Raw genomic sequence first — 26,093 nt, 5'->3', positions numbered from 1 at the left:
CTGGATTTCTGCATGAGCATTCTTGAAGTAATAATTCTAAGCATCATTGAAGGGCTTACCGAATTTCTGCCAATCTCTTCGACCGGACATATGATTCTGGCCTCTCATTTCATGGGGATGGAAAATACCGAATTTCTCAAAACCTTTGAGATTTCGATACAACTTTCGGCAGTACTGGCTATTGTGGTGATGTACCGCGATAAATTATTTGCGGGTTTACAACTGTATTTCAAACTCTTTTGGGCTTTTATCCCCGTAGCGGTTGTTGGTCTTCTTTTTTATGATGAGATAAAAGCAGTTTTATTCAATACAGTTGTGGTGAGCGTGATGCTTATTCTGGGAGGTATCGTCCTTATTTTGCTGGACAAATGGACGCGTCAGCGCGAATCGCAGTACGAGAATATCGAGGATATTTCCACAAAAAGTGCACTCATGATTGGCATAGCCCAATGTTTTGCGCTTATTCCCGGCACCTCGCGGGCTGCTGCCACCATTATCGGCGGGGCAGCGATCGGCTATAATGAACGACAAGCAACCGAGTTTTCCTTTCTGCTGGCCATTCCCACAATGGCGGCGGCTACAGGCTACGATTTGTTTAAAACAGCTTCCTCCATTTCACTAGAGCAGATGGCGCTGCTGGGGATGGGAAGCATCTTTTCATTTGTTTTTGCCTGGCTCGCGGTAAAAGTATTCTTGAAAATTGTTGATCATTACGGATTCCGTCACTTCGGATATTACCGCATTGCTCTGGCCGGAATTTTTCTAGTACTCGCATTCGGATTTAATATCACTCTCTATTAACCGAGCTATTTGTTCTCCTGTTCCACTGTTGGTTTTTCTCACCGCAGAGTTACGCAGACAACTTCACAGGGAGGGGGTTATAACTTTGTGCAGCTACTAGATCTAACTTCCCATTGATGATTGATTCCAGATGGTGATCCTGTACTATGCCTTACTGCTGCCGGAGAATGCTTGTTTTAATTTTTAGGATTCAATTCATAGCACCAATAACCACGTTAGGCTCGAAAATAATTTCCGTTTTAATAGAACGGGTAATTAAACATGCCTCTTCAGCCTTATTCATAATTCTTATAGCTTTGTCTTTAAACTTCTCGTCAACAATCACTAGCTCGGGTTTAAGAACTATCTCTGATACCACAAATTTGCCATTCTCTTTACCCAGCTTGCCAACAGTCATAACTTTCAAGTCCTCAAAATCCAGTTTTGAATATTCTGCAATCGCCACAAAGGTTGTCATAAAACAGCTGCTGACTGAGGAAATAAACAGGTGTTCAGGAGACCAGACGCCTTCTATACCACCTTTAAACGGCGGCGGTGTGGCCACATCAAATTGTTCATCCAGCTCGGGAGAGCTAAGCGTGCCAATGCGACCATTTTTCCATGATAAATTTATCGTATATTCGTGATTTTCTGCATTCATGCCTGACCCAATTTTTGGTTTATGATTGATTCCAGCTGGTGGGCCTGAACTACACCCGACTGCTGCCAGAGAATATTACCATTTTTAAATAAAATGAGTGTTGGAACGCCTCGTACGTTGTATTTGATAGTAGCGTCGGCATTTTTCTCTGCATCTACTTTTATGATATTAATCCGGTCTCCCATCTTTCTCTTCAAGTCTTTCAGGATGGGATTCATCATCTTACAGGGGCCGCACCAGTCGGCATAAAAATCAACCAGCACTGGTGTTTCACTGTTGATTATTTGTAAGAATTTGGTTTTTGATTTTGTTTTAGCCATATCAAAGATGCTTTTTTTTACTTGTCTATTTTTCTATAACTGTAACGTTTTTAGTTTACAAAGATTGAGTATGTACTTGTGAAAACTGGCGACCACAACCAAATTTAATAAATTAAGAGCTTAATATCTTATTTATATATAAAAGTTAAGTACTTTTTATTAATTAGCTCATTTAATCTTCTCCCTAGTCTTGGTACAGAAGTGGGTCAACCAGAATCGCATCAAACTCTACCATCTCTAGTTCTGAATCTCTTGCTCCGGAACGGCTATGATGAAGCTTTGCTTCCAAAAAATTAATTCCCATGCTGGAGCTTGGGAATGAGGAGTAAGGTTGGTCTTGACAGGTGTATATAAAGAGATAATCACCACCTCTTGTGTCATTTCGGACGGGAGTGAGAAATCTTTGTTTACCTTTCCATAAAACAAAGATCTCTCCGCCGGCTAAAGCCGGCATCGAGATGACAAATAAGTTTTTAGTTGGGAGGTAGCTCTGCTCCCGACCTTGGTAGTATTGGAAGTTAGAAATTTTTTGCCCAGAGATTCATCCGGAGATAAAAACTCCTCCAGCTATTTGGTATCACAATGATTCAGTTTTAAAAATTTAATAACATCGGAATTAGTAATCATTTCTCTATGTTATCTGAAATAATAACATCCCAAAAAGTAGCAGAGAGAAAGCACTATCAATCCTAAAAACAATAGACTATGGCTGATCAAAAAGAGGCAACGATGGTCAATGTCACTGGCGATCCGGAGATGTGGAAACGATGCTTTACGGTTTATTCTCTAATCATCATAGGGAGTAAAGAGAAAGATAGGAGTTATAATCTGGCACCCAGACATATGAGTATGCCGCTGGGATCCGGTCCATATTTTGGATTTATGGCCATGCCACGTGAAATCACGTATCAAAATATTAAGCGCGAAGGTGAGTTTACTGTCAGTTATCCCCGACCCGATCAGCTTGTGTTATCCAGCCTGGCAGCATCACGCAGCGAAGATAATGACAGCAAGCCTGTTATTGAACAAATCCCTACAATGGAAGCACAAGTTGTAGAGGGAAAGTTTTTGGAGGATTCTTATTTTCAGATGGAATGCAATCTCTCTCGTATGATTGGCAAATTCGGTGAATGGGAGATCATCGTGGGAAAAGTTATTGCCGCCTATATTCATGAAGAGTTTTTGCGAGGCAAAGAAGACGAAGTCAACGACGGAAGAAAAATCCGAAAACATCCGCTGCTAGCCTATTTGCATCCTGAGCGATTTGGCGTGGTCGAAGAAAGCAATGCCTTCCCGCTTCCCAAGGATTTTAAACGATAGCATGTGCACATGCCTTTCCCAATGAGGGATGTCAACTCCTCATTGAAAGGTCAAGCTATCTCATCTCGCATCGCGAACAACCTTTCCAAAGTTGCAAGGAGATAAATAAGAACTAGCTCCTAATACCTTTGGAAAGATTATACTACTCCTGAATTTCTTTGATCTCATATCGTACCGAAAATTGCGTAGGCTTCATATGATAATCTTCTATTTGGATATATGTTTTTAGCATGCAGAATCCATAATAGAAGATGAATGAAGAATAGAAAATAAAAAGCAGTACCAATACCATTGATGCCGAGGCACCGTAGATATTATTCAGATTTCCCAGTGCAAGCACCTTGCCCAAAATATACTGACCGATAAAAAACAGGAGAGTTGTAATTAATGCTCCGAACCATACAGGGCGCCAGGGCAATTCAACATCAGGCAGATATTTATAAATAATTGCCAGCCAAACCGTAAAGATAATTATGGACAGAGCCAGATTCATGATTCTTAATATAGCTGCGTCCACACCCGGTACTATAGTAATTTGATCCCCGACAAAGCTGAAGATTATATCAGCCAAAAAAGTAGCAGCAGTCAAGAGACCGCCAACAAGTATAATAATTAATGACAGTACGCGCTGCTTCAGATTAACAATAAAGCTTATATTCGGCTTTAGCTTTACCTGCATAATTTGATTAAACGAAATGCGAATTACATGAAATAAAGTTGTTGCGACAAAAATTAAAAATACGAATATAGCTACTGTAAGCAGCGGCCCTTGCTGCATACTTTGAATATTCTCAAGGATACTTGCAAGGTAATTAGCAGGCTCTTTGCCAAATATCTTTTGCAGCATGTTGAATACTTCCTCTTTCATAACCGCTTCGCTAAAGACTGTCCCGAGAAGATCCAGTGGAAGAATAATAATCGGAATCAACGAAAACATTGCAAAAAAGGCTGTTGAAGAGCTTAGCTTCAATGGATCATAATTTGTCAGCTCATTGTAACTCTCTCTCAATAGTCGTAATAACCACGTCAACTTCTCTCTCATCTGCCAATCTTTTTGGTCGTATTTTATATACTTTTTGGTCGTATTTTATATACAAGGAATCCTATATCCTATACTTCCCATAATAAGAGTTGTTTCTTTATGATCTCATTGCAACTAATTCCTCCTAAGATGCATCTTTATGTAAAATTATGTTACTTTAATACTATAACCAATTCGAAAAAACGGGGGGTGTGGATATGGAAAAACTAACTTATACGTTTCTACTTTGTGTTATTATCTGTACTGCATCGTTTGGACAAAGCCAAGATACTTACAAAAAAATTGATTACATCAAAGTTGAGGCTGAACACCTGGATCAGTTTTTAGACCGAGTTGAAAGTGATCTTAAATCTGACTACAGTGATTTGGTTGAGGCTGGGGATATACAAAGCTGGCATTTGTATAAAGTGCAATATCCCGGGGGCAAAAAAAGCAATTATGATTTTATCAGCATTGCTACCGCCGAATCGATGAGCTCATTTGAAGATCAATTCGCAGAAGTTTCCAATCTTGCTTTTATCCCATCAAACTCGAGCGATGACTTTCATAACATCAGCTCACTGATAAAGTCAGAAATATGGAAAGTGGAAAACGACACACTATTAGAAGATAATGGGAACACAAAACCATATATGACGATGGATTATATGGATGTTACCCCCGGCAAAGAGATGGATTACCTGATGCTAGAAGATGAGATTGCCAAACCCATTCACATAGAAAGGATAGAACAGCAGAAGATGGCCGGATGGGAGGTTTATTCGCTCATTTTACCATCGGGCACAAAATATGGGTACAACTATGCCACAGGAAATTACTTTGATAACCTGGAGCATACCGAATTTGGCTTTACCAATGAAGTCATTCGTCAGGCAATGGGCCCAAACAGTAATATTCCGGAGCTGTTCAACACGATCTATGCCACTCGTGACCTGGTAAAAGTTGAGCTGTGGCAACTGGTAACATATACAAACTAAAAACAGCGGAAAAGTCTATTTACTCTAAATTTCTGCCGCATCCGTTGTAAGTTTTTTCATCTACCGTAACAGAAACGGTGTATGGATGTTCCGAGCCGTTCATACTATCGGTACATGGCTCTTCTATAATTTCCACTGCCAGCTCGTGATCTTCTGTTTTGGCTCGGTAAAAGGTATGTTGCTGTTCTCTTTGGGGATCCACTGCCGATACCGTCACCGTATCTTCTCCATAGTTCCCGACGTATTTGATCTGTTCCCCTTCTGTAATTTCAAGGTGCCAACCTGGTTCTTGCCCCACTGCCCGAAAATCTACCCCGCGGATACGGGCCGACTGCCATGATTTTTCCCGGGGAACAGTTATACAAGTCATAAGCCCTCCGTGCGGATACTGCAAAAGGGCCTCATCCCCTTTACTCCAGTAGATATATCTCGATCCCTGAAATTTTGCTCCTGATCCTGATGACACCGGATCTACTTTAAGTGTGGTATCGGGCAGAAATAGCCATGTACTGTCATTGGTTACATGAGCTGTAAATTGCAGCGTATCGGCACATTCATACACAAATACCTCAGATGTGTTAACGGATGAGAAATCGGGAATTTCTACTTCTTGATGTGCACGCTGCGCTTCTTCGGAGTTCTCTTGCTCCGGGGAACACCCACATATAATAGAAAGAAAAAGTAATCCAATAATCAGCTGTTTTTGATACAGCATAAGAAAACAAGATTAAACATACGTTATGGATATAAAAAGGGGAACTTCAGCAAAAGTTCCCCTTTTAAAATAGTACGTTACAAGTCGATTAGCTATCATCTACAGAAAACTTACCCGGACCTAACAAGAAGATCACAATAAAGGAGACCAAGTATAGAAGTGGAAGCTCCATATCACCAAACCAATCGCCCCCCGGTAAATGAACAAGGAAAACAGCTACGGACATATTTATTATCAGAAATAAAGAAGCCAAACGAGTCCAAAAACCAGCTATAATCAAGAGAGAGCAGATTCCTTCGGCAAAAGCGGCCAGGATTAATGAAGCTGTCGGTCCAATGCCTATGGGATCAAGAAATCCGAAATCGCCGCCGAAAACACTCATCAACTTCCCCCATCCATGACCGTACAGCATAAAAAAGGCAACAAGGATTCTAAATATAGCCGCCGAAGTTTTTGCATCAACAAATTCACTTAATGTAGAAGAATTTAATCGTTGTAACATATATACCCCGTTATTGATTTAAGGATTAGATACTAGTAAAAGGCTTCAAGAGGAATAAATCCAGTGGGCTTGCATCTTTTTACGGTAGCTGGCGGTTCAATACGATCCGGGATTTTATCAGAAAGTGAACTCTAGCAAACCAACCCGCTGAGCGGGTTATTATGTAGTACCGCAACAGAGCTACGGTACAAGATGAATACTGATATGTTTATATCATCGCTTGTAAGCACGTAATAATAAAGATTTTCATTCCAGAATTATACCACCGAACTAACCACAAATAAAGGCTCTACTATTTTCGGGCACATTTGACACAACGTGCCGTCCAGGGCATAAACTTGAGCCTGCCCATAGGAATATCGTCTCCACATTTAATACAAGTGCCGTACTTGCCTTCTTCAAGCTTGGCCTGGGCTAGCTCGTTCAAGTTTTTGCAACCGGCTTTTTTGCTCCCGCAATGCAGCATCATTAATCGTTTTATTGTTGATAGCATCCATCCGCGAAAGTCTTCCGTAGGCATTTTCGGGCTCAACGGGCTTTGTTAATTCTTTGAGATGAACTATCTCCTGCTGTGTCTCCTCTATCTTATCGGATATGATCTGCTCCATCTCTTTCAATTCTTACTCAGTCATAATTAGTCTCTGGTTTCTTCAAAGTAAATGCCACAAAAGCCATCACTGTAGCTATAATCACAGTAACAATAGCAATGAAAATAATCGCTTCCATCGAAATATTCTGATCAATTGCCCATCCCATTAAAAATGGACTCAATGCCGTACTTAATACCATCAGCGAAGAAAACAGCGAACGAACTGTGCCGATGACCTCCCGGCCGTAAAGCTCTGCCCACAAAGCCGATTTGACATTACTGCCCATACCCATTGTTACACCAATAAGGATCATATATGTAAAGGCCGCCCAGTTCCCGGGATGATAATATGCAAAAACTAATCCCGCTCCAAAAGGAAGCAGGTAAAACGGGAATAGCTTCCGTGCACTTAAATAATCAATTACTGGTCCGATGGAAAGCGAGCTTATAATGCGGCTGCCGGCAAATCCTACAAAAGCAGAAGCAATCAGTGTTGCCGACCACGTAAGTTGTTCCGCAATAGAAACCTGATATAAAAATAGAGCGGTCGCCCAAAATGCGGGAAGCAACACAGCCGGTATCAGTAGCCAAAAACGGAGATCGCTCAATAACATGTGATATACAGGCCAGCTGCTCCCCTGTTGATCATCTTTTGAGTCTTTATCCCTGGCCAACTCATACTCCCGCTTATTTAATACCAACCGGACCAGAGGAACAAAGAAAAGAGCAATAATAAGCACGATCAATCCCCACGTAGTGCGCCAGCTAAACATTCCCAACAGTCCGGCAATGGCAAGGGGCAAAACACCTTCTCCGATTGGATATCCCAGGCTCGAGATGCTTAATGCCTTGCCACGTTCATGTGTAAAGTAGCGTGCCATGGCTGTTTGGGCGGTATGACTGCTGAGCCCCTGTCCCGACAACCGGAGCAACACAATGCCGATAAACAGCAGTGAAACATGCCACGATATGGCCACCGTTGTACAGGCTACCAACATACCGGCTGTTACTAAAAGGCTGTATTGTCGGAGTGGCAGGTGATCGATCCACTGGCCCAGGTACGGCAAAACACCTGCACTTACCAATGTAGCAATGGAATACATGCTGCCAAAACTAGTATTGGTAAGCGAAAAATCTTCAAGAAAATATGGGACAAAAAGAGAGATTAAGAACGTCTGCCCAAAGCTGGACATAAAGGTAAAGGATAATCCAAAAGAAAGGATGCGCTTCTCTCTCAGGGCAAAGTCAAGATAGTTCAACAGAAAAGGAAATAATTGTTGATATTCAAATTAGCTCTGGAAAATACGACGATTCCCTGCAAACCTAAACCACCATTCAATATGAAGTGACTTTAAACCGATGCACTTATTCAAATCGCAAAGTTTCGCAGGGGTAATCGCAGAAATACGAGATACACCATCCTCTGGTGACCCTTGATTGCTCTTTGGTTGAAGACTTTACCCCGTAGCTGCGCAGTTCGCTGAAAACGTAGTTATCTGATTATGACTATTGACTTCTATCCACAGCTTTTTCCACCGGAAAAGAGTAGGTAGCCAAAACTAATGGCAAACACCACATTGATAAATGCGAACGATAAAAATATTCCTGTATAAGACGTGCTCACCACCTCTTTTAGAAAGATAATAGCTCCCATCATAAAATGAATAAAATTGCCAACAGCTACCGGGCGACTGTAAATAGCTCCGATAATGTTACCCCTGGCCATCCAGTTGAGAAAAGCAAAGCCTAAATAAAGACTACCTAGAACTTTCACCAGAACTACCGAAATTCCCTCGGCAGGGGTTTCAAACAGCGCCAAAATCTCCTGAGGAAAAAAGGAGATTCCCAGTCCTGATAAACCCAGAAATAACGCACTTCCAACCATGAGTAGCTTTGTTTTCTGTTTATCTATCATGACTTTCAATTTCTTTTTGAAAACGATTCGACTGATTACAGAGATTCAGAATATTTGGTATAGCTCGGGAATACCCTACGGACTGCAACCATTTTGTGTTTCATAAGAGTTGCACAAGTTTGGCTTTGTGTTATAAATTAATAATCGCAATTATTAGGTGCCTTAAATCATAACCCGCATTGTTTTATGTACGATAATATAGAACCGGACAAATGTAATCCGCCGGGCACGCATTGCGAACCTATTGTTCATCCTGCCGGAAGTGATCGAACGATTGATAAAGCAATCATCATGGAACATCGGTTTGCATTTGTTTTTTGGATGAAATGGTATCAAAAGATGCAAGAGGAAACATTACTGCAACAATCCGCTCCCACGTTAGTCACGATTGATTGGCACCGTGACCTTGCACCTCCCAGTGATAACTTAAAAGAAGAGCTGGGCGATCTTGATCAATCGAACCTTTCGGACGTCTCCAATTTTGTGTGGGCTCGATTCGATCAAACCAACGACGGACACATCCTATGCGCTGCTTGGCTAAATCTGATTGGAGATATCATTCTTCTCAAAAATACCGGCCGTCAGCAACAAGATTCTTTTAAGGATAAGGATGGAAAAACACACACTATTTTCGAATTTCGGGAGTATGAGCAATTCGAAGATTTAATCGTGCAGCGGGATGATCAAAACATCTTCTTTGATATCGATCTTGACTATTTTATCCATGGTAAGGGCAATCGCTATTATTCTGATGATTTCAGGCGCTATTCAGATGAAGAGATCAAGCAGATCATCAATCGCGAAAATCCTGCTTTTCAGCACATTTTGTCGAAAACAGATGGAATAACGATCGCCCAGGAGCCGGGATATTGCGGTGGCATTCGTAACTCCTGTCACATTATGGAGGTTATTCACTCCCAGTTTTTTGACGAACGAAACAACTGGAACCACCTGAATCAAAAGACTAATTCATAACAGCAATGGTCTATATTTTAATGGGAGTTTCTGGGGCTGGAAAAACGCTGATTGGCCAAAAACTGTCGGCAAAGTTAGGTATTCCTTTTTTCGATGGGGATGACTTTCATCCGCCTGAAAATGTAGCTAAAATGAAGTCCGGCAAACCGTTACAAGACGAGGATCGCAGGCCCTGGCTGAATACCCTCGCTAAAAAAATTGAGGGATGGAATCAGCAGGGAGATGCCATATTGGCCTGTTCTGCATTAAAGAAGAGCTATCGGGAGCTGCTTAAAAGTCATTGTTCAGAGGATTCCGTTGTATTTATTTATCTAAAAGGTTCGGCTCCGCTTATTGCTAAACGTATGGAGAATCGCTCTGATCACTTTATGCCTGAAGAACTACTTGAATCACAGTTAGAAACCCTGGAAGAACCTGATCACTGCATTACGGTCTCTATTGATCAATCCCCGGAAGAAATCATAGATTACATCACCAACCAAATAGACGATTAATATAGATTCACCGCTTTATTCCACTTATTGAAGCATTACTGCACAAAACTAATCAATTAGTTAACAAATCATTTAATGGGAAAATCAGATATCGGGATATACGGGCTGGGAGTGATGGGACGTAATCTGGCTCTAAATATAAATGACCGCAAATTTCAATCCTCTGTTTTTAACCCTGCACTGAGGGGAGAAGAAAATATAGTACGCAATTTTCTTTCCGGAATAGCTGAAGGCACGGATATCCAAGGGTATGAGGATTTAGATGCTTTTGTCCAATCGCTGAAAAAACCCAGGAAAATTCTTCTCATGGTAAAGGCCGGAGATCCGGTAGATGCCGTTATCGATCAGCTGCTGCCCTTACTGGACGCCAGGGATATACTCATCGATGGAGGTAACTCACACTATACCGATACCAACCGCCGGCTACAAATGCTCAATAAAAAAAATATACAGTATATTGGGATGGGAGTATCGGGAGGTGAAAAAGGGGCACGAAATGGACCTTCCCTGATGCCGGGCGGCAATGAGCAAGCATGGGATGAGTTAAAACCGATATTGCAATCTATTGCTGCCACTACTTCTGATGGCACCGTTTGTTGCAACTGGATGGGATCCGAAGGCGCGGGCCATTTTGTTAAAATGGTGCACAACGGGATTGAATATGCTATTATGCAGCTGATATCGGAGTGTTATCACCTGATGAAGAGTCCTTTAAACTTGTCCAACTCTCAAATCAGGGGGATCTTTAATAGCTGGAATACCGGTCTGCTAAAAAGCTACCTTCTGGGAATTACCACCGATATTTTAGTCACCAAAGATGACAATCGACAAGCTATTCTAGACTCCATCCTCGACACAGCCGGACAAAAGGGGACGGGACGATGGACAGCTATTACGGCCCTTGAACTTGGTATCCCCGCGCCGCTAATCAGCGAAGCTGTTTTTGCCCGTTCACTCTCCAGTTTTCAAGATTTACGCGAACTGGCATCGCAAAATTTTGATATCGATACTTCCGTTGACGCGCCGGATAAAATTACGGAACACCTCCGCCAGGCACTGCTGGGAGGCACACTTGTTGCTTTTGCAGAGGGCTTTTGGCTCCTCAAGGCTGCTAACAGTGAGTTTGGCTGGGATATTAACTTTGCTGATGTTGCTAATGTCTGGCGTGAGGGTTGTATTATTCGCTCGGCTCTTCTTGAGCCTATTGTCGATACCTATCAAGAATATCCTGATCTCTCTCATTTGCTATTGGCTCCTGCGGCTAAAAAGACTCTGCACCAAGTTCATGAGGGCTGGCGCTCTGCTACCAAGTTTGGTGTGGATTTCGGAATCCCGCTTCCCGGCATGTCGTCAGCATTATCTCATTTTGATGCCCTTCGAACAGAAAGGCTACCGGCTAATCTGATTCAGGCGCAACGCGATTACTTCGGGGCTCATAAGTACGAGCGAGTTGACCGGCCGCGGGGCGAATATTTCCACACCAATTGGAAAAAAAGAAAAGACACCTAGCATTGCTTCTCTTTTAATTTAACACCTGTAATATATGGAAGATCTCCACCTTCTTATCGCCACGCTTGCCGGTATTGTTCTACTCCTTTTTATGGTCATACGGATGAAAGTGCATGCGTTCATCGCTTTGCTCATAGCCAGCATGTTTGTGGGAATAAGCGCCGGAATGCCCGTAATGAATATCATTGACAGTATTCAAGAAGGGATGGGCAGCACACTCGGCTTTGTAGCAACAGTGGTGGGGCTGGGCGCTATCTTCGGACAGATCCTGGAACATTCAGGCGGAGCCGAAGCTTTAGCCAGAAGCCTGCTCGAAAAGTTTGGCACAGAGAATTCATCCTGGGCGCTCATGATTACCGGTTTTGTTGTAGCTATACCTGTATTTTTTGATGTGGGATTTATCATTTTGGTGCCCCTGGTTTATACCCTGGCCCAGCGAACCGGCAAATCTCTGCTATACTATGGCATTCCACTGTTAACTGGCTTAGCCGTAACTCACAGCTTTATTCCCCCTACACCCGGACCCATTGCCGTTGCCGACATTCTAGGAGCTGATCTCGGATGGGTAATTTTATTTGGCTTTATTATTGGAGTACCGGCAGCCGTCATTGCGGGACCAATTTTTGGCTCTTATATCGCTGATAAAATTCATGTTACCGTTCCCGATTACATTGAATGGGATGAAGAAACAGAAGTTACCGATCCACCTCCTATCTGGCTCATTACCGGTATTATCGCTGTCCCTTTATTTCTTATTCTCGGCAATACATTGACAGATGCATTGGTTCAGCAAGAAGTTGTTTCAGAAGGATGGATCACAAATTTAATTACCTTCCTCGGCCATCCATTTGTTGCATTAACTATTGCGACAGTCATGGCTCTATACTGGCTGGGATCGCGCCGGGGAACAACGCAGGAACAGTTATCGGAGCTAAGTATGAAAGCCATGCAGCCGGCTGGTATAATTATCCTGATTACAGGAGCTGGCGGCGTTTTTAAACAAATACTGATCGACAGCGGCGTGGGATCACTGCTGGCCGAGACGATGTCTGATCTGGGATTGCCGGTTATTATTCTTGCTTACGCCATTGCTGTGGTTGTCCGCGTTACCCAGGGCTCAGCAACAGTATCGATGATTACCGCTGCAGGAATTGTAGCACCGGTTATTGAAGAGTTTTCTATTTCAGAACCACAGGTTGCCTTGATTGTACTTACTATTGCCTCGGGAGCAACGATTCTTTCTCATGTCAATGACAGCGGTTTTTGGCTGGTTAACAGGTATTTGGGACTGACTGAAAAAGAAACACTAAAATCCTGGACAGTGATGGAAACCATCATCTCAGTGGTCGGTTTTCTCGGAGCTGCAGGCCTGAGCCTAATAATTAGTTAAACCTGATATTTCCAGACATCTTCTTTTTCGTATGTTTACCATAGCATCATAACATTTGTCTATAGATAATGACTTATTCTAAACGTGCCAATTTTTATGAAAATCTCCCTGTAATTGAGGATTTTTTTGACGCCTCAAACAAAGGAAACTATACGCCCTTGCCAAAAGATTGGTACGTTGCTGTTACCGATATCGTAAACTCAACCAAGGCCATCAATAATAATCGCTATAAAGAAGTCAATATACTTGGAGCTTCTCCCATCGTGGGGATTTTGAATGTGGCCAATCGAGATAAGATACCCTACACCTTTGGTGGAGACGGGGCAACATTCTGTCTGCCACCCGATCTTCTCGAATCAGCCCGACGCGTTCTTGGTGCAAGCAAGAAAATTGGACAAGTGGAATATGACCTGAATTTGCGCACCGCCATCATACCTCTCTCGTACATCCGAAAACACGGCTACGATATCCAGGTTGCTCGATATCGTGCATCAGATTTTTATATACAGGCCATATTCGCAGGCGGCGGCATTAACTATGCTGAAGATATTTTGAAAAATAATGATGTTAATGAATTTGAAATTCCACTTCTCTCGGATACTGAATCGGTGAATTTCAACGGACTGGAATGTCGATGGCAGGAAGTAAAACAACCACAGAAAGAAGTTATAACAATGATGATCCAGGCTCATCCAAAACTGGATTATCCCGAAAAAATCTATGAACAAGTTCTCAAAAAAATGCGCTCCACCTTTGGTTTTGATGATAAAACAAATCCAATTAATGTCTCTAATTTATCGATGAATCTTTCTTTTAAAGAGTTAATGGGTGAAGCCAAGCTTCGAACACACGGACAGAGTTGGCTAAAACGAATCGGCTATATCCTCAAAGTACAGCTGCAAACTATTGTTGGTAAAGTTTTGATGGGCTTAAATTACGAGTCTTCTGCTACCAACTGGGAGCTCTATAAATCTGATCTGGCAATGAATTCTGACCATCGCAAATTTGATGACCTACTGCGAGTAGTCATCAGTGGCAGCAAATCCCAACGGAATGAGTTTGTTGATTTTTTGGAGGAACTATTCCAGCAACGCAAACTAGCTTACGGGGTACACCTCGCTAATGCAGCCATGATCACGTGCATGGTATTTCAATATCATCGCGACCATGTACACTTTGTGGATGGTAACGGCGGGGGTTACGTTGCAGCCTCGAAAGAGTTAAAAAAACGTATGAAAAAGCTACAAGAAGAGTGAGCAAAAAAGTAATAATTGCACTGCGATCGGGATTATTTCTTGCAGTACCAGCCTTTATTGCCTGGATTACTGGAGAGCCGATGGTTTTTCCCAGTCTGGGGCCCACGGCCTATGTACTGGCATTTCGCCCGCAGACCAAATATGAGGCCAAAACTATCATCGGCGGACATCTTTGTGGAACAGTGGCAGGAATGCTGAGCTACCACCTGATCGTTAACCCGCAAAATCTAAATATGATAACAGAACCACTTTCTCAATCGTCATTCGTATTGGTGTTGGGTGCAGTATTTGCTCTCTTTCTCACGGTTCTGTTAATGCTGATATTCGAAGCCAGTCATCCGCCGGCTTGTGCCACCACGCTCATCATCTCTCTCGGTATTCTATCAACCTGGCAAGAAGCCGGCATCATAATGATTGCTGTTATCATTATGTATCTAAGTTACCGGCTGTACCTAAAAATATAACCTTACCAGAGTTCGGAATTCTGGTAAAGTTAAATGAGAGTAACCAAGCTCTAAAAATTCACTTGCAGCTCTTCGGCATAAATAAAATCTCCGAATTCCGACTGATCGCCGTTTGCTGCATTGGCTGCAACATTAAAAATGATAGTCCCTTCTATTGATTTCGGCGCCTCCCAGTTAACAGTCCAGTTGTTGGTATTTTCTTGGGATGACCTTGTGCCCTCACTGGCATGCTGCACGTATTGCAGCGAATCGGGGACGGTGTTACTAAACATGATGCGATCACTCCCTTCAATATCAAAACGGCCCGCCTGGCTGCCATCTTTGTAACGGGCCGACAGCTGAAATCCAGCGGCTCCAAGCTCTTCACGCTCTACTGCTATTTTAATTTCAACTGCTTCTCTCGCAGATATTTTTTCAGGAATACCGGAGATGGTGAGTGCTCCGCCATCGGGATTCAGATCATAATCGAAGTGACAGCTGCGACAGGTCTCCTCTCCGAATCCGCCCGTAAAAGTACCGGTTAAATGCTCGGGATAGGATATCTCATCAGCAGTTCTTTCTGGTTCCGGTTCAGCTTTTCCGTTAAAAGCGGATATTGTAAAAGCCAGCAGCAATGTAAGAAGTGGCAGTGCAATAAATCGTAACATGCAGTACTGTTTATATAAAAGACTCGATTGATAAATTTAATTTTAAAAATATATCATTCAAATGTCAGAACAGCAGATCTTCTATCGAACCAATTTTAATTGATAAAGGAGTAGGTAAAATAAAAGACGAAATTCCTTTTGATACTCAAACAATCGGCAAGTCTGGTTTATGCCACACTGCTGTCGATGTTATGAATCAAGAGAAATTTCTCTGAGCGGATCTCCACCATCAATAAAAAGTTGACCACCTTTGATAAGAGCTTTACGAATACGTTCAATAGCCAAACGTCCGGCTTCAGGGTAACGACCATCGAGTGCCCCAACCCGAACAGCAAATGCAATATCAAATGGTTCCTCATTTTTTTCCAGCTCAAAATCTTCAATTGCAACTTGGCGAAATCCTAAACAGCCTGTTGCCAGCTCAGTTTCTGATCCAGCTTTAGCCTGAGCAATTGCTTTAGCTGAACGGTCAATCCCGAGTATATAACCACTCCCGATTTTCTTGGAAACTTCACGTGCGGCTGCTCCGGGCCCACAGCCTATTTCAAGTACGCGAAGTCCTGGCTTCAAAGGAAGAGCCTCAACAATTAATTTAAGTCTGGGAGATAACTTATTCGGCATTTTTGAATCTTTTTAAGTGATATAACGACAGTGGGAATAACCGGCATTCGGTCTTGTGAATTTAATTATAGTTTTACTATTTGGCACCAAAAAAAAAACGGATAGGGAAGGCAAGATCGGGGTCCGACGATTCATCACGGTTCGATTCTGTTACTTTGTTCGGAATCCCATTAGTGTTTTTCTGTATTGTAACCTTCATGTGGAGAGCCAGATCATGAAATCCGTTCATACTAATATCTGCACTAAGTCTCGGTGTTAACTGATGTTGTGCTTCGATAATTGCGCTGGCTCACCAATAGCCCATATTCATCGAACCAGTAGCATTTAATCCAGCAGACAATAATTTTGTGAAAAGTTGATGAAGTAATGTTACTAGGACGAAAATTAGAAGGCTTATTTTTTTCATGATGAAGTATTTGATTAAGCTGGTAGCCGCTAAAGCGCCTTGTCAGGAAGCTTTCTTCCTTTTACTCTTAAACTCTTGAAATACTATAACAATGATGGTAACCGCAGTTATGGGGATAACAAAGTACAGCATTACAGTATTGAAAATTGGCAAGAGGTCATGTTGTGTAGCATTAAATATCAGGTATAAGGTGTATGCTATGTAATAACCCAGGAATAAAAAACCCTCCCATCTGCTGATGGCTCCACTTGTAAAGAATATAGGAAGACAGGCAATGGCCACTGCAACCATAAGTGGAATATCAAATCCCATAATTGGTTCCGATACTGAAATACCTGAAGGAGCCAAAAGACTTGATATGCCAAGAACACCCAGTATGTTAAAAATATTACTGCCCACTACATTTCCTACAGCTATGTCTCTTTCTCCCCGAATAGCAGCAATAACTGATGTTACAACTTCAGGCATTGAAGTACCTGCTGCCACGATGGTCAGTCCAATGATCAATTCACTGACACCAAGATAACCGGCAAAACTAACGGCACCGTTTACAAACCACCTCGATCCCAACACCAACAGAGCTAATCCTATAACTATAAGAAATATATCCAATATATAATTTACTGATTCTTCGGAATGCTGGACCGTCTGTAATTTTTGGTTCGGCTCTTTTTTACTAAAATATGCTCTACGACTTATAACCACTAAAACAAGAACATAGAGTATTAAACCAACAACGAGTAAGAACCCGTCAAATCGGGTAATGAGTCGATCAATTCCGAAAAGCAAAACTGCCACAGAAACGGCGATCATAAGGGGAACATCAAAACGAATGATCTGTTGAGAAACAGTAAGGGGAACTATTATAGCTGACAAACCTAAAATAAAGAGAATATTGAAAATATTACTCCCAATAACATTTCCCAGTGCAATATCAGCCTGTCCGGACACAGCTCCCCCGATACTGACAGCCAGTTCCGGTGCACTCGTGCCAAATGCAACTACTGTTAAACCAATAATAAGAGGAGAAATGCCCAGGCCGGATGCAATCCTCGATGCACCGCGCACCAACATTTCTGCCCCGATAATGAGAGAGATTAAACCAGCAACAAACAGTAGAATCGTCATTTAAATTTTGGAATTGATTACGAATGCCATATAAAAACATTGCACATAAGAGGTGCACGAAAAATTTCTGAATTGATAAATAATGAACGAAAAGTTAAAAAGCCAGAAGTCGTCGCTTGCCCTCCATATCCAGAAACCTTTCGGGAGCAAGAGGGAGTTACGTCCCGTTAATGCGCTGGTTATAGTGCCAGTTTATTGAGAAATTTGTTTCAAAGCTTTTTCTACGAAGTCGGCAAACTTTCCAGGCTTATCGATCCAAGAATTGTGACCTGCCTTTTTCAGTTTTAAAAGATTCATGTGGGGAATATCAGCTACAACGTCAGGCCAAGTCGAAAGTCCAAAATCAACCAAATCATGATCCCCGATGATTACATACATAGGTACTGAACGAGATTTCAAGGTATCCAGGAAATTGCTCATTAATCCATCCGTCGTATTTTTGTTAATGAGTGTGGCAATATCTGAATTATAAAACGCTTGCCCTCCTAATAGTTGCTCCCATCGGTCAATATGATAGATATTACCCGATGCATAGCCAATTCGCCATTTAGCTGTTTGTTCTTTTGCACTGAGATTTTGTTTATCCAACAATCCCTCTTCTTTTAACTCCTTCTTTTCATTCGCTTTTGCAAATTCTACAAATTGTTTATCTGCTGATTTCTTTTTTTCTCTGCTTACTCCAGTCGGAAGGACTGGACTTAGCAGTGCTAAGCCTTTGACATGGTCAGGATGTTCTTTAAGGTACGCATAGGCTAAAAATGAACCCATGGAATGAGACAAAAGTGTTACTTTGGAGATGTTTAATTCCTGGCGTAATTGTTCCAAGTCACTTACAAATTGTTGGAGAGAAATTGTACTGTCGGGGGCGGGAGATCGAAGGGAACCTCGCTGATCATAAAAAGTAAAGTAAAATTGATCAAATAAAGGTTCTAAGGCGGGAACTAAGTAGCTATATTCAGCACCCCATCCACCATGAATAATAATTACTGAATTACCTTGGCCACCTTCCGCTACAAAAAGACGCGTGTCATCTTCTGTCCACAAATACCATTGGTCTAAATTGGGATTTAGATTTTGTGAGTAAACAAGAGAAGGACCTAATAGAAAAAGAATTACATAAATAAATTTCTTCATAATATGCATTTCTCTTTTAATGAACTTTTCCGGCAGTATAACGACATTGCGCATACGGGGAACGAAAAATGTTGAATCAGCAACTAACGAAAGAAGAGACTTAAAACCAAGAGCGGCAAGGGCCTGCTCACCGAAGCTTTGGTTTTGAAGCGTAGGAGAGAGAGGCACGTCCGAGCTGAAGCGCTGGTCATGCCGCTTTTCTCATTTATGAATTTGGCTATTTTACATTTTTTATCCAGGAAGTAACAAATTGGAGATATTCTTTCCGAATCCAGCCCGTTTTAGGATCGTCCATAGCATGTCCAGAGTTTTCATAAACTTGGATGGTTATATTTTTGCCTTCAGGTGTTTCTTGTATTTCTCTTAAGCTTTGTAAGCTTGCCTCTACAGGAGCATTGGTATCCTTACCTCCATAAATTATTAAAGAAGGAATATCTATTTTTTTTAAAAAGGGTGCAGGACTATAATCCCCATTCTTTTCCCACCAAACAGGACGCCTTGCCTTAGCTCTTTTGGAATAAGCCGCAGTAACTAGTGGGGCGATAAATTGTGGCACTCCACTTGCCCGAGCATCATTATATATTTCAAATTTTAGCTGCTCGTTATAGGGAACCACACTACCCACAACGTTTATTGCAAAATCAGTGTCCCTATATTTTTCAGCGGCAAGCGGTGCAATAGCTCCACCTTGACTAAATCCGATAAAACCTAAGTTAAGCGAATCTGTTATATTTAAATCTTGCATTTTATTTGCTCCAGCTATAGCATCCTCAGCGAAGTCCTCCATCCTGGCGGTATGCCAATCCCCTCCTGAAGCGCCGCTTCCTCTTTTATCAGGAAGTAAAATCATAACTCCTTTCTTTGCAAAATAATCAACTTGATATAGGTACCAGAAATTATCTCGGCTGCTGGTTCCCGAACCGTGAATGACAACGGCACCAGATTTAATGTCTTGAGAATTTGGTATTAGAACTGTCCCTTTTAAGATTGTATTGCCATTAGCGTAGGTCAGTTCCTTTTGATGGTAATAAGGCTGGTTCATGCGTTTAGCGGTATGTTTTACACCTGAACTGTCGGTCCAGTTAAATTTGTCAACAATTCCTGCTGAATCTTGAAAGGTGACCGCTACAGTATCTCCATCTCTGAACCAATTGAATTTATTATCAGTTTCCGGCAGTAAGTTATTATTGGCAAAATCTTCAAAGTTAATCGTTAATAAGCCGCCCCGAGGTCGCCAAGTAACTAACCATTCAGATCCATTCTCAAATCGATACCAACCCACCTTTTTATCCAGTTCGTATTGAGATTGGTCTGGAATTGTATAGTCTTCTGGTTGATACTTGTTCGGTGGAACAAATGCGATATAAGCAAGAAAACCAACAAATAAAAATATTGCAGAGGCGATGATTGTTAACAAATAAGAACCAACTTTTTTCCAAGACATAACAGCAAATAAAGATTAGTAGGAATTGCTATCAGAGCATTTTGATGATTTAGTACGGACAGTAGGGAAAATAGTTTACAGCAGATTAGAGCAAAGCGGTATAACGACATTGCGCTTAACCGGCGCACGGATTGTTGTTGAATTAGCAGCTAACGAAAGAAGATTTTTAAAACCAAGAGCGGCAAGGGCCTGCTCACCGAAGCTTTGGTTTTGAAGCGTAGGAGAGCGAGGTGCGTCCGCTTAATGCGCGGGATCTTTCCAAAAAGGAGGTCCTCACTTAGATTAGCGATAATCAACCATAACTAACTAAGGAGGACCTCATGACCTATGTAGGAATAGATCTTCACGCTAATAATATGGTAAATGTAGCGATTAACGGCAACGGTAAGGTAGTAAAGGAGGCGAAGCTGCCCACTTCCAGCCGATCATTACAGGATTTTTTCGGTGACTTAGAAACACCCGCCCAAGCAGTTGTCGAATGCACCAGCAGCTGGTACTGGCTGTCGGACTGGTGCCGGGCCAACGGCGTCGAGCTGACGCTGGCCCACTCGAAGATGGTCAAGGCCATCAGCTACGCGAAGGTAAAGACAGACAAGGTAGATGCGAAGACCTTGGCCCAGCTGCTGCGGACCGATCTTATTCCGGAGGCCTATCAAATACGACACGACCGCCGAGAACTACGGGAACTGACCCGCGTCCGACAGCTGTCGGGATGATCCAGTGGCGGGGCCGGCTACAGTCCACGCTGTGGAATCAGGCTATTAAGTACAACGTGCAGATCAGCGGAATTCAGTGGCGAAAGTTGGAAAAGCTTGGGCAGTGGCTACACCCACAGTTGCCACCGGCAGCGAATCTGCAGACCCAGTTGCTGTTAGAACAAATTAGTCAGGTGCAAACCCATATTCACCGGTTGGAAGAAGAAATTGAAAAGCAAATACCCTTTGAAGTTGCTGCCGAACGGCTTATGGCCGTGCCCGGGCTGGGGAAAGGTAGGCGCCTGGACGATTCTGGCAGAGATTGGCGATATTCGCCGATTTCCCAGTGCCAAGCAGTTTGTCAGTTACTGTAGGCTGGTACCGGGGGCCAAGGATAGCGGGGGTTCCCATCGCCATAAATCAGGCAGCAAAGATGGGAATAAGTACTTGCGAGCTGCATTCGGGCAGGCAGCTGTTTCCGCCTACACACACTATAAGGTGGTCAAGAAATTCTACCGAAAAATTAAACGTCGAAGCGGTCGGCCCGTAGCACGAGCCGTGGTCGCCAAAGATCTGGCCAAGGGAGTTTGGCATATGCTGACCAAGAACCAAGAATATAAAGGATTTAAGGGGCAGCCGGTAAGGGCTGCTTCCCAAACCTGCTGGCCACAACCGATAAGCCCGTTTGCCTAACCGGGACACCAAAGGTAAGCCCGCGCGCGGGATTGGGACATCGGTTGGCGGGCCCTGTGGAATGCCACTGTGTGGCCACCCGATGGATCGGGTGATTCCACAAGGGCTGGCCGGTTATAGATCTGGGATAGTGGTTCACTTTGAGCTACAGCTTCTGCCCATTGGCGGAAGATAAGCTCCGACAGCTGTCGGAGGTTTGGATGCCGGCAGGTTCACCGACGCTAAAGCTTTGGTGAACAGGTAATCCGAGCTTGATCACCGACACCGGTTGCCAGCGATAGGTTTGAATAGGATTTATAAATTGAAGTGAAAAGAAGACTGGGTGAGGACTGTCTGCTTGACATTTTCCTTTTTAAAGGGGTTAGGTGGCTTCTATGAAGTTTACTTTAAGTGAAATATCAGGATCATTCTATATTTTCACTGTAATATTTTAGATAGCTCTCGACATCAGACAATTCAATGGTATTCCCATTTCCATCTTTAAATTTTATTATGGTATCCTTTCCACTTTCTTGGTAAGTGTCTACACGATTACCTTTAAAATATGGTATACTAATATAGCTACCTGCACCATTTTTTACTTCGCAAACTATGGCAGAAATAGGTCCATTAGGTTCCGTTGAGTTGCTATTCCAGTTTTTACAGGTTGTCCAATATGGTATTTTAATTTCAGTTTGACGCAAGGTACATAGACCATCGTCAAAATGTTTGCAATTTGCGCAATGATGACTTCCTCCGTTAGGCATAAATTGGCCTGTTGACTTTAATGAGTAGGATTAGGTTACTTATTGCTTTCGCAAAAAAGAAATAACTTGTTCATTGTTTGATAATTCAGCAGCTTCAAGTGCTGTAGTACCGCGATCATTTTCTATGCTTGGGTCTGCATTATTTTTAAGGAGCAATTTTACAATTTTTAAATGACCACCTAATGCAGCCATATGTAAAGGGGTGTTCCCGAGTTTCCCTTGGTTATTTGGGTCAAACCCACTTTCTAAGATATTTTCAACGGCTTCAGTATTGCCTTCTTTTGAAGCCATAAGTAGCGAATTAGCTATACTTTTTATGCGTTCTTTTTTATTAACAAACTTTTCAACTTCTCGAAGCATTTCTTTCTTTTCTTCTCTAGAAGCATTCTTAAATTTATTCCAAAATTTTTCAAGTCTTTCTTGATCACTCATTACAGGATAAGTTTATGAATTTATTCAGAAGTAGGTGTTGCAACAAAAACCCAATACATCACACCTTGGATTAAAAACCCAAGAACCATAAATAAAAGTATTTGAATACCTTCACTAATTGTCGAAGTGGTAAAAACCGCATTAAGAATCCAATAAGAGATAAAAAATGGTGAAAAGATGACAAAAATAGCTATACCAAATGTTATCACTTTGCCTAAAAGCCCCAGTTTTTCTAAATGGGCATCAATTTTTTTTGAAAATTTGAATGATTCTAAGTCCATATTTTCAGATTGTATTGAGCCACCTAACGACATTGCGCATAAGCTGCACGCGAATGAATGTTGATTTGTTAAATAACGTACGAAAAGTTAAAAAGCCAGAAAGTGGCAAGGCTTGGCGAGGCGTGTCCGCTTAAGGCGCGGGTTAGAGTGCTAGAATTGCTCTTCATGTTGTTCATAATTTTGATGGACATATTTATAAAAAGGCAATACAAAGTTTTTGTCATTTCGAATTTCAACTACTGGGAAACCTGCTTTCGAAACTTCATCATAGCTCTCAAGATGGAGTCCACAGTAGTCACATTTATATTCATGAGCATAAAACCACATGTTCCTTTCAATGTCAGGTTGATCTGGAAAATCTTTCTCGTCCATTTCTGTACGACCAAATAAAGAGGCTGGGTTGCTACAGATCCTGCAATCTATTACATACCTTTCTAATGTTGGCCTTGGTTCTTCAATGTCAGATTTATCTATAGAACGTGAGGCTTGTTTAGCTTTTTCTACCTTTTCTTTTACAACTTTGATTACCTTATGCTCATAGTTTTCAATTATTTTATCTTTTTTCTTGTCCCAAAAACCTACTAAAGCAAAAAACTCAATTGGGTCATGCAATTTTTTGAATACCATGGTAGAGGCAAAGGCCATCCTTTCTAATTCATACTTTTGAAATGAGGGAAGAATAGAGTGAACGCTGGGATTTCGAACATTTTTGATTGATCTAAGATATGGGTTAAGCTCATCTTTCAAGTTAGGTTTTAAGTAAAAAAACAAACTTATTGCTTTATTAATATCTATGCTTTTTAATTGTGAAAAAGACCTTAGATCAGCTAGGTGTGATTGTAGTATTTTATCATCATCAAAACTATCTGGATTTTTTAAATATAATTCTAATTTCAAAGGAAGATTTTGATAAAGAAAAGGAAAAGCATTTTTTGCTATATAAGCTTTTAAAATAAGCTCAACTGAAATTGCAAAATTACCTACTGCTGCTTGAAACAAATTGCTAGGATATTTTTCCATATTGAAATATCCTTTTTGACCATTATAGAAATAGTTAATGGCAGAACTAGCGAATTTATTTGATATTTCTTTTTTAATTGAAGCTAAATTTTGGGGCATAAACCTGAATTAATTTGCTAGCACTCTAACGGCCCTGCGCATAAGGTGCACACGCATTACTGTTGAATAGCAACTAACGAAAGATGAGTTTTAAAACCAAGGGTGGCAAAGAATTGGCGAGGTGTGTCCCCTTAATGCGCGTGTTAGGTTGCTAATTATACTCACCGTACTTTTGTGGTAATTCAATATTTTCAACTGACTGTAAATCAATGTTACTTGATAAAAACCAATCCAAAGGTGTGTTAGCTTCACCATGAACCCAAAGAAATAATTCAACACCAAAAGCGGATGGTGTAAATACAAAACTCGTGCTATCTAATTCAGTATTTTCAGGTTCGGGATAATAATCCAACAAGTTTTCTGGTGTTCCAAATGCAAAACTTTCTATTAATGTCTCTCTATTTAGACCGAAAGCAGAATGTTGGAGTACAGTATTAAATTGTTGGTCTGCAGATATTCTAAGAGAATTTTCCAAAGAAAAAAGATCAATATACATTCTTAGTTTACGTCTATGTTTGCTGGAGGCAATATTTAGACGCTTATTACGAAACTGTTTTTTTAGTAAGCTATATAGAATAAAATGAAGATGTAATTGGTAACTGCTTAACTTTGTAATTAATGAAATGAATGAAGTGCCACGATCATCATTTTTGTATTTAGATCTGGAAGCAGCCAATACACCGCCAAAATATTGAGCTGATAATTCATCTTCTACAAAGGAACCTTCTTCTAATACTCCCTTAAGAACCCTAGGTGGAACTTGGCCTTCTTCTTCAATTCTTTCTCCAAGCTGCTCGCGAGCAATTCTAAAGATTCTTTTTGTATTGCTTACTCTCTTCTCGGTGAATTCTTTTAGTCCCTCTCCAATATATTCAGCTGTAGGTCCTAAAATTTTTTCAATTAATTTAGCTGATCCCAAAACTGCTAATCCTGTACCAAGTTCCATGAATTTGAATGATTTTATTTATTAGCAACCTAACGACATTGCGCATAACCGGCACACGGATTAATATTGAATTGGCAACTAACGAAAGATGAACTTTAGAACCAAGAGCGGCAAAGAATTGGCGAGGTGTGTCCGCGTTAATGCGCGGGTTAGCCTGCATCTTCTTCTTTTGTTTCAGCTCCTAATCGCCCTTTCGCTGTTTCTCTACGCCCTTTTGCGGGTACTACCCCCATTGCCCTACCAAGGCCATGCAAAGGCATATTCCGGTAAACGGTTTCAAACTGATCTTTTTGGACCAAGTACGTTTCATGCCAGATCCCGACCGAGCCATCATCTGCAACTTTTTTGTTAAAATCAGCCCATGCCGGTAAGTGTTCAGCGTTTTTATTATGGGCATAATCCCGTAGTTTTTCGAAAGATTCCCAGTACTGAATGACTTCAAAATTACGACCGGCCCATCGATTGCGGAAGCATAGTAATCCCGAGCTGTTATCTTCGGAAAGTTCTTTCAACATTCTCGGCATGGCCATAAAAACGGGTATCCATTTATGAAGTTTCCAAAAGGCATTGATCCGCATGCCAATGAGAAAGACCACAAAACCGTCTGAAACCTCAGCAGTTAATCGTTCTTTTCTTATCTGCTGCATAACTCTACAGTTTTACTGAACTTTTTACCAATATTTAAAAAATAACTCAGTAATTCAGAATGCGTTTAACATGCAGGCTAACGATATTGCGCATAAGGTGCGCACGAATAAATATTGAGTTGATAAATAATGAACGATATGCTAAAAAGCCAGAGGTCGGCAGGAGAGGGCGAGGTGCGTCCCTTAATGCGCGGGATCTTTCCAAAAAGGAGGTCCTCACTTAGATTAGAGATCTTCAACCATCA

The 26,093-nt window shown here is 41.6% G+C and carries 31 protein-coding genes; 11 read left to right on the top strand and 20 right to left on the bottom strand.

The features are described 5' to 3' along the window. The first annotated feature begins 12 nt into the window (after positions 1 to 12). Positions 13 to 801, top strand: a complete 789-nt coding sequence (locus ACT3ID_RS00155; RefSeq protein ID WP_491539949.1) for an undecaprenyl-diphosphate phosphatase — start codon at positions 13 to 15, stop codon at positions 799 to 801. Positions 802 to 991: 190 nt separating this feature from the next. On the opposite strand, the gene ACT3ID_RS00150 is transcribed toward ACT3ID_RS00155, so the two are convergent. Continuing rightward, positions 992 to 1,441 carry an OsmC family protein gene (locus tag ACT3ID_RS00150; protein WP_491539948.1) on the bottom strand — a complete coding sequence of 150 codons (450 nt, stop codon included), beginning with the start codon at positions 1,439 to 1,441 and terminating at the stop codon, positions 992 to 994. Next, positions 1,438 to 1,770 (bottom strand): thioredoxin, encoded by a 333-nt coding sequence (gene trxA, locus ACT3ID_RS00145; protein ID WP_491540559.1) that lies wholly within the window; start codon positions 1,768 to 1,770, stop codon positions 1,438 to 1,440. The genes ACT3ID_RS00150 and trxA overlap by 4 nt, the downstream gene beginning before the upstream one ends. A gap of 696 nt (positions 1,771 to 2,466) precedes the next feature. On the opposite strand from trxA, the gene ACT3ID_RS00140 reads away from it, so the two are divergent. Continuing rightward, complete coding sequence (locus ACT3ID_RS00140; RefSeq protein WP_491539947.1) at positions 2,467 to 3,081, top strand: flavin reductase; 615 nt, start codon at positions 2,467 to 2,469, stop codon at positions 3,079 to 3,081. Between the two features lie 142 nt (positions 3,082 to 3,223). Here ACT3ID_RS00140 and ACT3ID_RS00135 read toward each other — a convergent pair whose 3' ends face one another. After that, a complete protein-coding gene (locus tag ACT3ID_RS00135; RefSeq protein ID WP_491539946.1) occupies positions 3,224 to 4,123 on the bottom strand; it encodes a YihY/virulence factor BrkB family protein in 900 nt (299 codons plus the stop codon). 197 nt (positions 4,124 to 4,320) lie between these two features. Between ACT3ID_RS00135 and ACT3ID_RS00130 the strand changes: the two genes are divergently transcribed. Beyond that, positions 4,321 to 5,100 carry a hypothetical protein gene (locus ACT3ID_RS00130; RefSeq protein ID WP_491539945.1) on the top strand — a complete coding sequence of 260 codons (780 nt, stop codon included), beginning with the start codon at positions 4,321 to 4,323 and terminating at the stop codon, positions 5,098 to 5,100. A gap of 19 nt (positions 5,101 to 5,119) precedes the next feature. Here ACT3ID_RS00130 and ACT3ID_RS00125 read toward each other — a convergent pair whose 3' ends face one another. The 6 genes from ACT3ID_RS00125 to ACT3ID_RS00100 all read right to left on the bottom strand — a co-directional run bounded on the left by ACT3ID_RS00125 (position 5,120) and on the right by ACT3ID_RS00100 (position 8,821). Next, positions 5,120 to 5,815, bottom strand: a complete 696-nt coding sequence (locus ACT3ID_RS00125) for a COG3650 family protein (RefSeq protein ID WP_491539944.1) — start codon at positions 5,813 to 5,815, stop codon at positions 5,120 to 5,122. Positions 5,816 to 5,903: 88 nt separating this feature from the next. Continuing rightward, a complete protein-coding gene (locus tag ACT3ID_RS00120) occupies positions 5,904 to 6,317 on the bottom strand; it encodes a DoxX family protein (protein ID WP_491539943.1) in 414 nt (137 codons plus the stop codon). Between the two features lie 292 nt (positions 6,318 to 6,609). Then, positions 6,610 to 6,783 (bottom strand): TraR/DksA family transcriptional regulator, encoded by a 174-nt coding sequence (locus ACT3ID_RS00115; RefSeq protein ID WP_491540558.1) that lies wholly within the window; start codon positions 6,781 to 6,783, stop codon positions 6,610 to 6,612. Continuing rightward, the gene (locus ACT3ID_RS00110) at positions 6,716 to 6,925 is read right to left on the bottom strand and encodes a hypothetical protein (protein WP_491540569.1); all 210 of its coding nucleotides are present in this window, start codon (positions 6,923 to 6,925) and stop codon (positions 6,716 to 6,718) included. Before ACT3ID_RS00110 ends, ACT3ID_RS00115 begins: the two co-directional genes overlap by 68 nt. A gap of 16 nt (positions 6,926 to 6,941) precedes the next feature. Further along, positions 6,942 to 8,165 (bottom strand): MFS transporter, encoded by a 1,224-nt coding sequence (locus ACT3ID_RS00105; protein WP_491539942.1) that lies wholly within the window; start codon positions 8,163 to 8,165, stop codon positions 6,942 to 6,944. A gap of 257 nt (positions 8,166 to 8,422) precedes the next feature. Beyond that, positions 8,423 to 8,821, bottom strand: a complete 399-nt coding sequence (locus tag ACT3ID_RS00100) for a hypothetical protein (RefSeq protein WP_491539941.1) — start codon at positions 8,819 to 8,821, stop codon at positions 8,423 to 8,425. Between the two features lie 186 nt (positions 8,822 to 9,007). Here ACT3ID_RS00100 and ACT3ID_RS00095 point away from each other — a divergent pair, with 186 nt between their 5' ends. The 6 genes from ACT3ID_RS00095 (at position 9,008) to ACT3ID_RS00070 (ending at position 14,909) form a co-directional block, all read left to right on the top strand. Next, positions 9,008 to 9,796 carry a hypothetical protein gene (locus tag ACT3ID_RS00095; RefSeq protein WP_491539940.1) on the top strand — a complete coding sequence of 263 codons (789 nt, stop codon included), beginning with the start codon at positions 9,008 to 9,010 and terminating at the stop codon, positions 9,794 to 9,796. A 5-nt stretch (positions 9,797 to 9,801) separates the two neighbouring features. After that, complete coding sequence (locus tag ACT3ID_RS00090; RefSeq protein WP_491539939.1) at positions 9,802 to 10,290, top strand: gluconokinase; 489 nt, start codon at positions 9,802 to 9,804, stop codon at positions 10,288 to 10,290. A 75-nt stretch (positions 10,291 to 10,365) separates the two neighbouring features. Further along, the gene (gene gnd, locus ACT3ID_RS00085) at positions 10,366 to 11,799 is read left to right on the top strand and encodes a decarboxylating NADP(+)-dependent phosphogluconate dehydrogenase (RefSeq protein WP_491539938.1); all 1,434 of its coding nucleotides are present in this window, start codon (positions 10,366 to 10,368) and stop codon (positions 11,797 to 11,799) included. A 34-nt stretch (positions 11,800 to 11,833) separates the two neighbouring features. Next, positions 11,834 to 13,189, top strand: a complete 1,356-nt coding sequence (locus tag ACT3ID_RS00080) for a GntP family permease (RefSeq protein ID WP_491539937.1) — start codon at positions 11,834 to 11,836, stop codon at positions 13,187 to 13,189. A 68-nt stretch (positions 13,190 to 13,257) separates the two neighbouring features. After that, positions 13,258 to 14,445: a DUF3095 domain-containing protein gene (locus ACT3ID_RS00075; RefSeq protein ID WP_491539936.1), complete on the top strand. Its 1,188-nt coding sequence runs from the start codon at positions 13,258 to 13,260 to the stop codon at positions 14,443 to 14,445. Next, positions 14,442 to 14,909: an HPP family protein gene (locus tag ACT3ID_RS00070; protein WP_491539935.1), complete on the top strand. Its 468-nt coding sequence runs from the start codon at positions 14,442 to 14,444 to the stop codon at positions 14,907 to 14,909. The genes ACT3ID_RS00075 and ACT3ID_RS00070 overlap by 4 nt, the downstream gene beginning before the upstream one ends. Before the next feature lie 50 nt (positions 14,910 to 14,959). Here ACT3ID_RS00070 and ACT3ID_RS00065 read toward each other — a convergent pair whose 3' ends face one another. From ACT3ID_RS00065 to ACT3ID_RS00045, 5 genes are all read right to left on the bottom strand, one after another. Beyond that, positions 14,960 to 15,556 carry a choice-of-anchor V domain-containing protein gene (locus ACT3ID_RS00065; RefSeq protein WP_491539934.1) on the bottom strand — a complete coding sequence of 199 codons (597 nt, stop codon included), beginning with the start codon at positions 15,554 to 15,556 and terminating at the stop codon, positions 14,960 to 14,962. 189 nt (positions 15,557 to 15,745) lie between these two features. Continuing rightward, complete coding sequence (locus ACT3ID_RS00060) at positions 15,746 to 16,177, bottom strand: SAM-dependent methyltransferase (protein ID WP_491539933.1); 432 nt, start codon at positions 16,175 to 16,177, stop codon at positions 15,746 to 15,748. Positions 16,178 to 16,625: 448 nt separating this feature from the next. After that, the gene (locus ACT3ID_RS00055; RefSeq protein ID WP_491539932.1) at positions 16,626 to 17,711 is read right to left on the bottom strand and encodes a calcium/sodium antiporter; all 1,086 of its coding nucleotides are present in this window, start codon (positions 17,709 to 17,711) and stop codon (positions 16,626 to 16,628) included. A 192-nt stretch (positions 17,712 to 17,903) separates the two neighbouring features. Further along, a complete protein-coding gene (locus ACT3ID_RS00050; protein ID WP_491539931.1) occupies positions 17,904 to 19,013 on the bottom strand; it encodes an alpha/beta fold hydrolase in 1,110 nt (369 codons plus the stop codon). Between the two features lie 49 nt (positions 19,014 to 19,062). Further along, positions 19,063 to 20,289, bottom strand: a complete 1,227-nt coding sequence (locus ACT3ID_RS00045; RefSeq protein ID WP_491539930.1) for an alpha/beta hydrolase family protein — start codon at positions 20,287 to 20,289, stop codon at positions 19,063 to 19,065. Positions 20,290 to 20,609: 320 nt separating this feature from the next. Here ACT3ID_RS00045 and ACT3ID_RS00040 point away from each other — a divergent pair, with 320 nt between their 5' ends. Then, a complete protein-coding gene (locus ACT3ID_RS00040; RefSeq protein WP_491539929.1) occupies positions 20,610 to 21,005 on the top strand; it encodes an IS110 family transposase in 396 nt (131 codons plus the stop codon). Between the two features lie 225 nt (positions 21,006 to 21,230). Beyond that, positions 21,231 to 21,677: a transposase gene (locus ACT3ID_RS00035; RefSeq protein WP_491539928.1), complete on the top strand. Its 447-nt coding sequence runs from the start codon at positions 21,231 to 21,233 to the stop codon at positions 21,675 to 21,677. Between the two features lie 404 nt (positions 21,678 to 22,081). On the opposite strand, the gene ACT3ID_RS00030 is transcribed toward ACT3ID_RS00035, so the two are convergent. The 6 genes from ACT3ID_RS00030 to ACT3ID_RS00005 all read right to left on the bottom strand — a co-directional run bounded on the left by ACT3ID_RS00030 (position 22,082) and on the right by ACT3ID_RS00005 (position 25,848). Continuing rightward, complete coding sequence (locus tag ACT3ID_RS00030) at positions 22,082 to 22,423, bottom strand: hypothetical protein (protein ID WP_491539927.1); 342 nt, start codon at positions 22,421 to 22,423, stop codon at positions 22,082 to 22,084. A 39-nt stretch (positions 22,424 to 22,462) separates the two neighbouring features. Continuing rightward, positions 22,463 to 22,855: an ankyrin repeat domain-containing protein gene (locus ACT3ID_RS00025; RefSeq protein WP_491539926.1), complete on the bottom strand. Its 393-nt coding sequence runs from the start codon at positions 22,853 to 22,855 to the stop codon at positions 22,463 to 22,465. A gap of 20 nt (positions 22,856 to 22,875) precedes the next feature. Then, positions 22,876 to 23,136: a hypothetical protein gene (locus ACT3ID_RS00020; protein WP_491539925.1), complete on the bottom strand. Its 261-nt coding sequence runs from the start codon at positions 23,134 to 23,136 to the stop codon at positions 22,876 to 22,878. A 150-nt stretch (positions 23,137 to 23,286) separates the two neighbouring features. Next, positions 23,287 to 24,255: a hypothetical protein gene (locus tag ACT3ID_RS00015; protein WP_491539924.1), complete on the bottom strand. Its 969-nt coding sequence runs from the start codon at positions 24,253 to 24,255 to the stop codon at positions 23,287 to 23,289. A gap of 151 nt (positions 24,256 to 24,406) precedes the next feature. Further along, entirely contained in the window at positions 24,407 to 25,201 is a 795-nt protein-coding gene (locus tag ACT3ID_RS00010; RefSeq protein WP_491539923.1) for a hypothetical protein, read from the bottom strand. Positions 25,202 to 25,350: 149 nt separating this feature from the next. Continuing rightward, positions 25,351 to 25,848 (bottom strand): DUF4188 domain-containing protein, encoded by a 498-nt coding sequence (locus tag ACT3ID_RS00005; RefSeq protein WP_491539922.1) that lies wholly within the window; start codon positions 25,846 to 25,848, stop codon positions 25,351 to 25,353. Between the last annotated feature and the right edge of the window lie 245 nt (positions 25,849 to 26,093).

It is taken from the genome of Fodinibius sp. GM108, assembly GCF_058386985.1.
This window is presented reverse-complemented; position numbering and strand designations above follow the sequence as displayed.

What these genes read in the sequence shown, in the direction of transcription:
- ACT3ID_RS00155 (WP_491539949.1), top strand. Translation starts at nt 13, where the DNA reads ATGAGCATTCTTGAAGTAATAATTCTAAGCATCATTGAAGGGCTTACC.
- ACT3ID_RS00150 (WP_491539948.1), bottom strand. Translation starts at nt 1,441, where the DNA reads ATGAATGCAGAAAATCACGAATATACGATAAATTTATCATGGAAAAAT.
- ACT3ID_RS00140 (WP_491539947.1), top strand. Translation starts at nt 2,467, where the DNA reads ATGGCTGATCAAAAAGAGGCAACGATGGTCAATGTCACTGGCGATCCG.
- ACT3ID_RS00135 (WP_491539946.1), bottom strand. Translation starts at nt 4,123, where the DNA reads ATGAGAGAGAAGTTGACGTGGTTATTACGACTATTGAGAGAGAGTTAC.
- ACT3ID_RS00130 (WP_491539945.1), top strand. Translation starts at nt 4,321, where the DNA reads ATGGAAAAACTAACTTATACGTTTCTACTTTGTGTTATTATCTGTACT.
- ACT3ID_RS00125 (WP_491539944.1), bottom strand. Translation starts at nt 5,815, where the DNA reads ATGCTGTATCAAAAACAGCTGATTATTGGATTACTTTTTCTTTCTATT.
- ACT3ID_RS00120 (WP_491539943.1), bottom strand. Translation starts at nt 6,317, where the DNA reads ATGTTACAACGATTAAATTCTTCTACATTAAGTGAATTTGTTGATGCA.
- ACT3ID_RS00115 (WP_491540558.1), bottom strand. Translation starts at nt 6,783, where the DNA reads ATGCTGCATTGCGGGAGCAAAAAAGCCGGTTGCAAAAACTTGAACGAG.
- ACT3ID_RS00110 (WP_491540569.1), bottom strand. Translation starts at nt 6,925, where the DNA reads ATGGAGCAGATCATATCCGATAAGATAGAGGAGACACAGCAGGAGATA.
- ACT3ID_RS00100 (WP_491539941.1), bottom strand. Translation starts at nt 8,821, where the DNA reads ATGATAGATAAACAGAAAACAAAGCTACTCATGGTTGGAAGTGCGTTA.
- ACT3ID_RS00095 (WP_491539940.1), top strand. Translation starts at nt 9,008, where the DNA reads ATGTACGATAATATAGAACCGGACAAATGTAATCCGCCGGGCACGCAT.
- ACT3ID_RS00090 (WP_491539939.1), top strand. Translation starts at nt 9,802, where the DNA reads ATGGTCTATATTTTAATGGGAGTTTCTGGGGCTGGAAAAACGCTGATT.
- gnd (WP_491539938.1), top strand. Translation starts at nt 10,366, where the DNA reads ATGGGAAAATCAGATATCGGGATATACGGGCTGGGAGTGATGGGACGT.
- ACT3ID_RS00080 (WP_491539937.1), top strand. Translation starts at nt 11,834, where the DNA reads ATGGAAGATCTCCACCTTCTTATCGCCACGCTTGCCGGTATTGTTCTA.
- ACT3ID_RS00075 (WP_491539936.1), top strand. Translation starts at nt 13,258, where the DNA reads ATGACTTATTCTAAACGTGCCAATTTTTATGAAAATCTCCCTGTAATT.
- ACT3ID_RS00065 (WP_491539934.1), bottom strand. Translation starts at nt 15,556, where the DNA reads ATGTTACGATTTATTGCACTGCCACTTCTTACATTGCTGCTGGCTTTT.
- ACT3ID_RS00060 (WP_491539933.1), bottom strand. Translation starts at nt 16,177, where the DNA reads ATGCCGAATAAGTTATCTCCCAGACTTAAATTAATTGTTGAGGCTCTT.
- ACT3ID_RS00055 (WP_491539932.1), bottom strand. Translation starts at nt 17,711, where the DNA reads ATGACGATTCTACTGTTTGTTGCTGGTTTAATCTCTCTCATTATCGGG.
- ACT3ID_RS00045 (WP_491539930.1), bottom strand. Translation starts at nt 20,289, where the DNA reads ATGTCTTGGAAAAAAGTTGGTTCTTATTTGTTAACAATCATCGCCTCT.
- ACT3ID_RS00040 (WP_491539929.1), top strand. Translation starts at nt 20,610, where the DNA reads ATGACCTATGTAGGAATAGATCTTCACGCTAATAATATGGTAAATGTA.
- ACT3ID_RS00030 (WP_491539927.1), bottom strand. Translation starts at nt 22,423, where the DNA reads ATGCCTAACGGAGGAAGTCATCATTGCGCAAATTGCAAACATTTTGAC.
- ACT3ID_RS00025 (WP_491539926.1), bottom strand. Translation starts at nt 22,855, where the DNA reads ATGAGTGATCAAGAAAGACTTGAAAAATTTTGGAATAAATTTAAGAAT.
- ACT3ID_RS00020 (WP_491539925.1), bottom strand. Translation starts at nt 23,136, where the DNA reads ATGGACTTAGAATCATTCAAATTTTCAAAAAAAATTGATGCCCATTTA.
- ACT3ID_RS00015 (WP_491539924.1), bottom strand. Translation starts at nt 24,255, where the DNA reads ATGCCCCAAAATTTAGCTTCAATTAAAAAAGAAATATCAAATAAATTC.
- ACT3ID_RS00010 (WP_491539923.1), bottom strand. Translation starts at nt 25,201, where the DNA reads ATGGAACTTGGTACAGGATTAGCAGTTTTGGGATCAGCTAAATTAATT.
- ACT3ID_RS00005 (WP_491539922.1), bottom strand. Translation starts at nt 25,848, where the DNA reads ATGCAGCAGATAAGAAAAGAACGATTAACTGCTGAGGTTTCAGACGGT.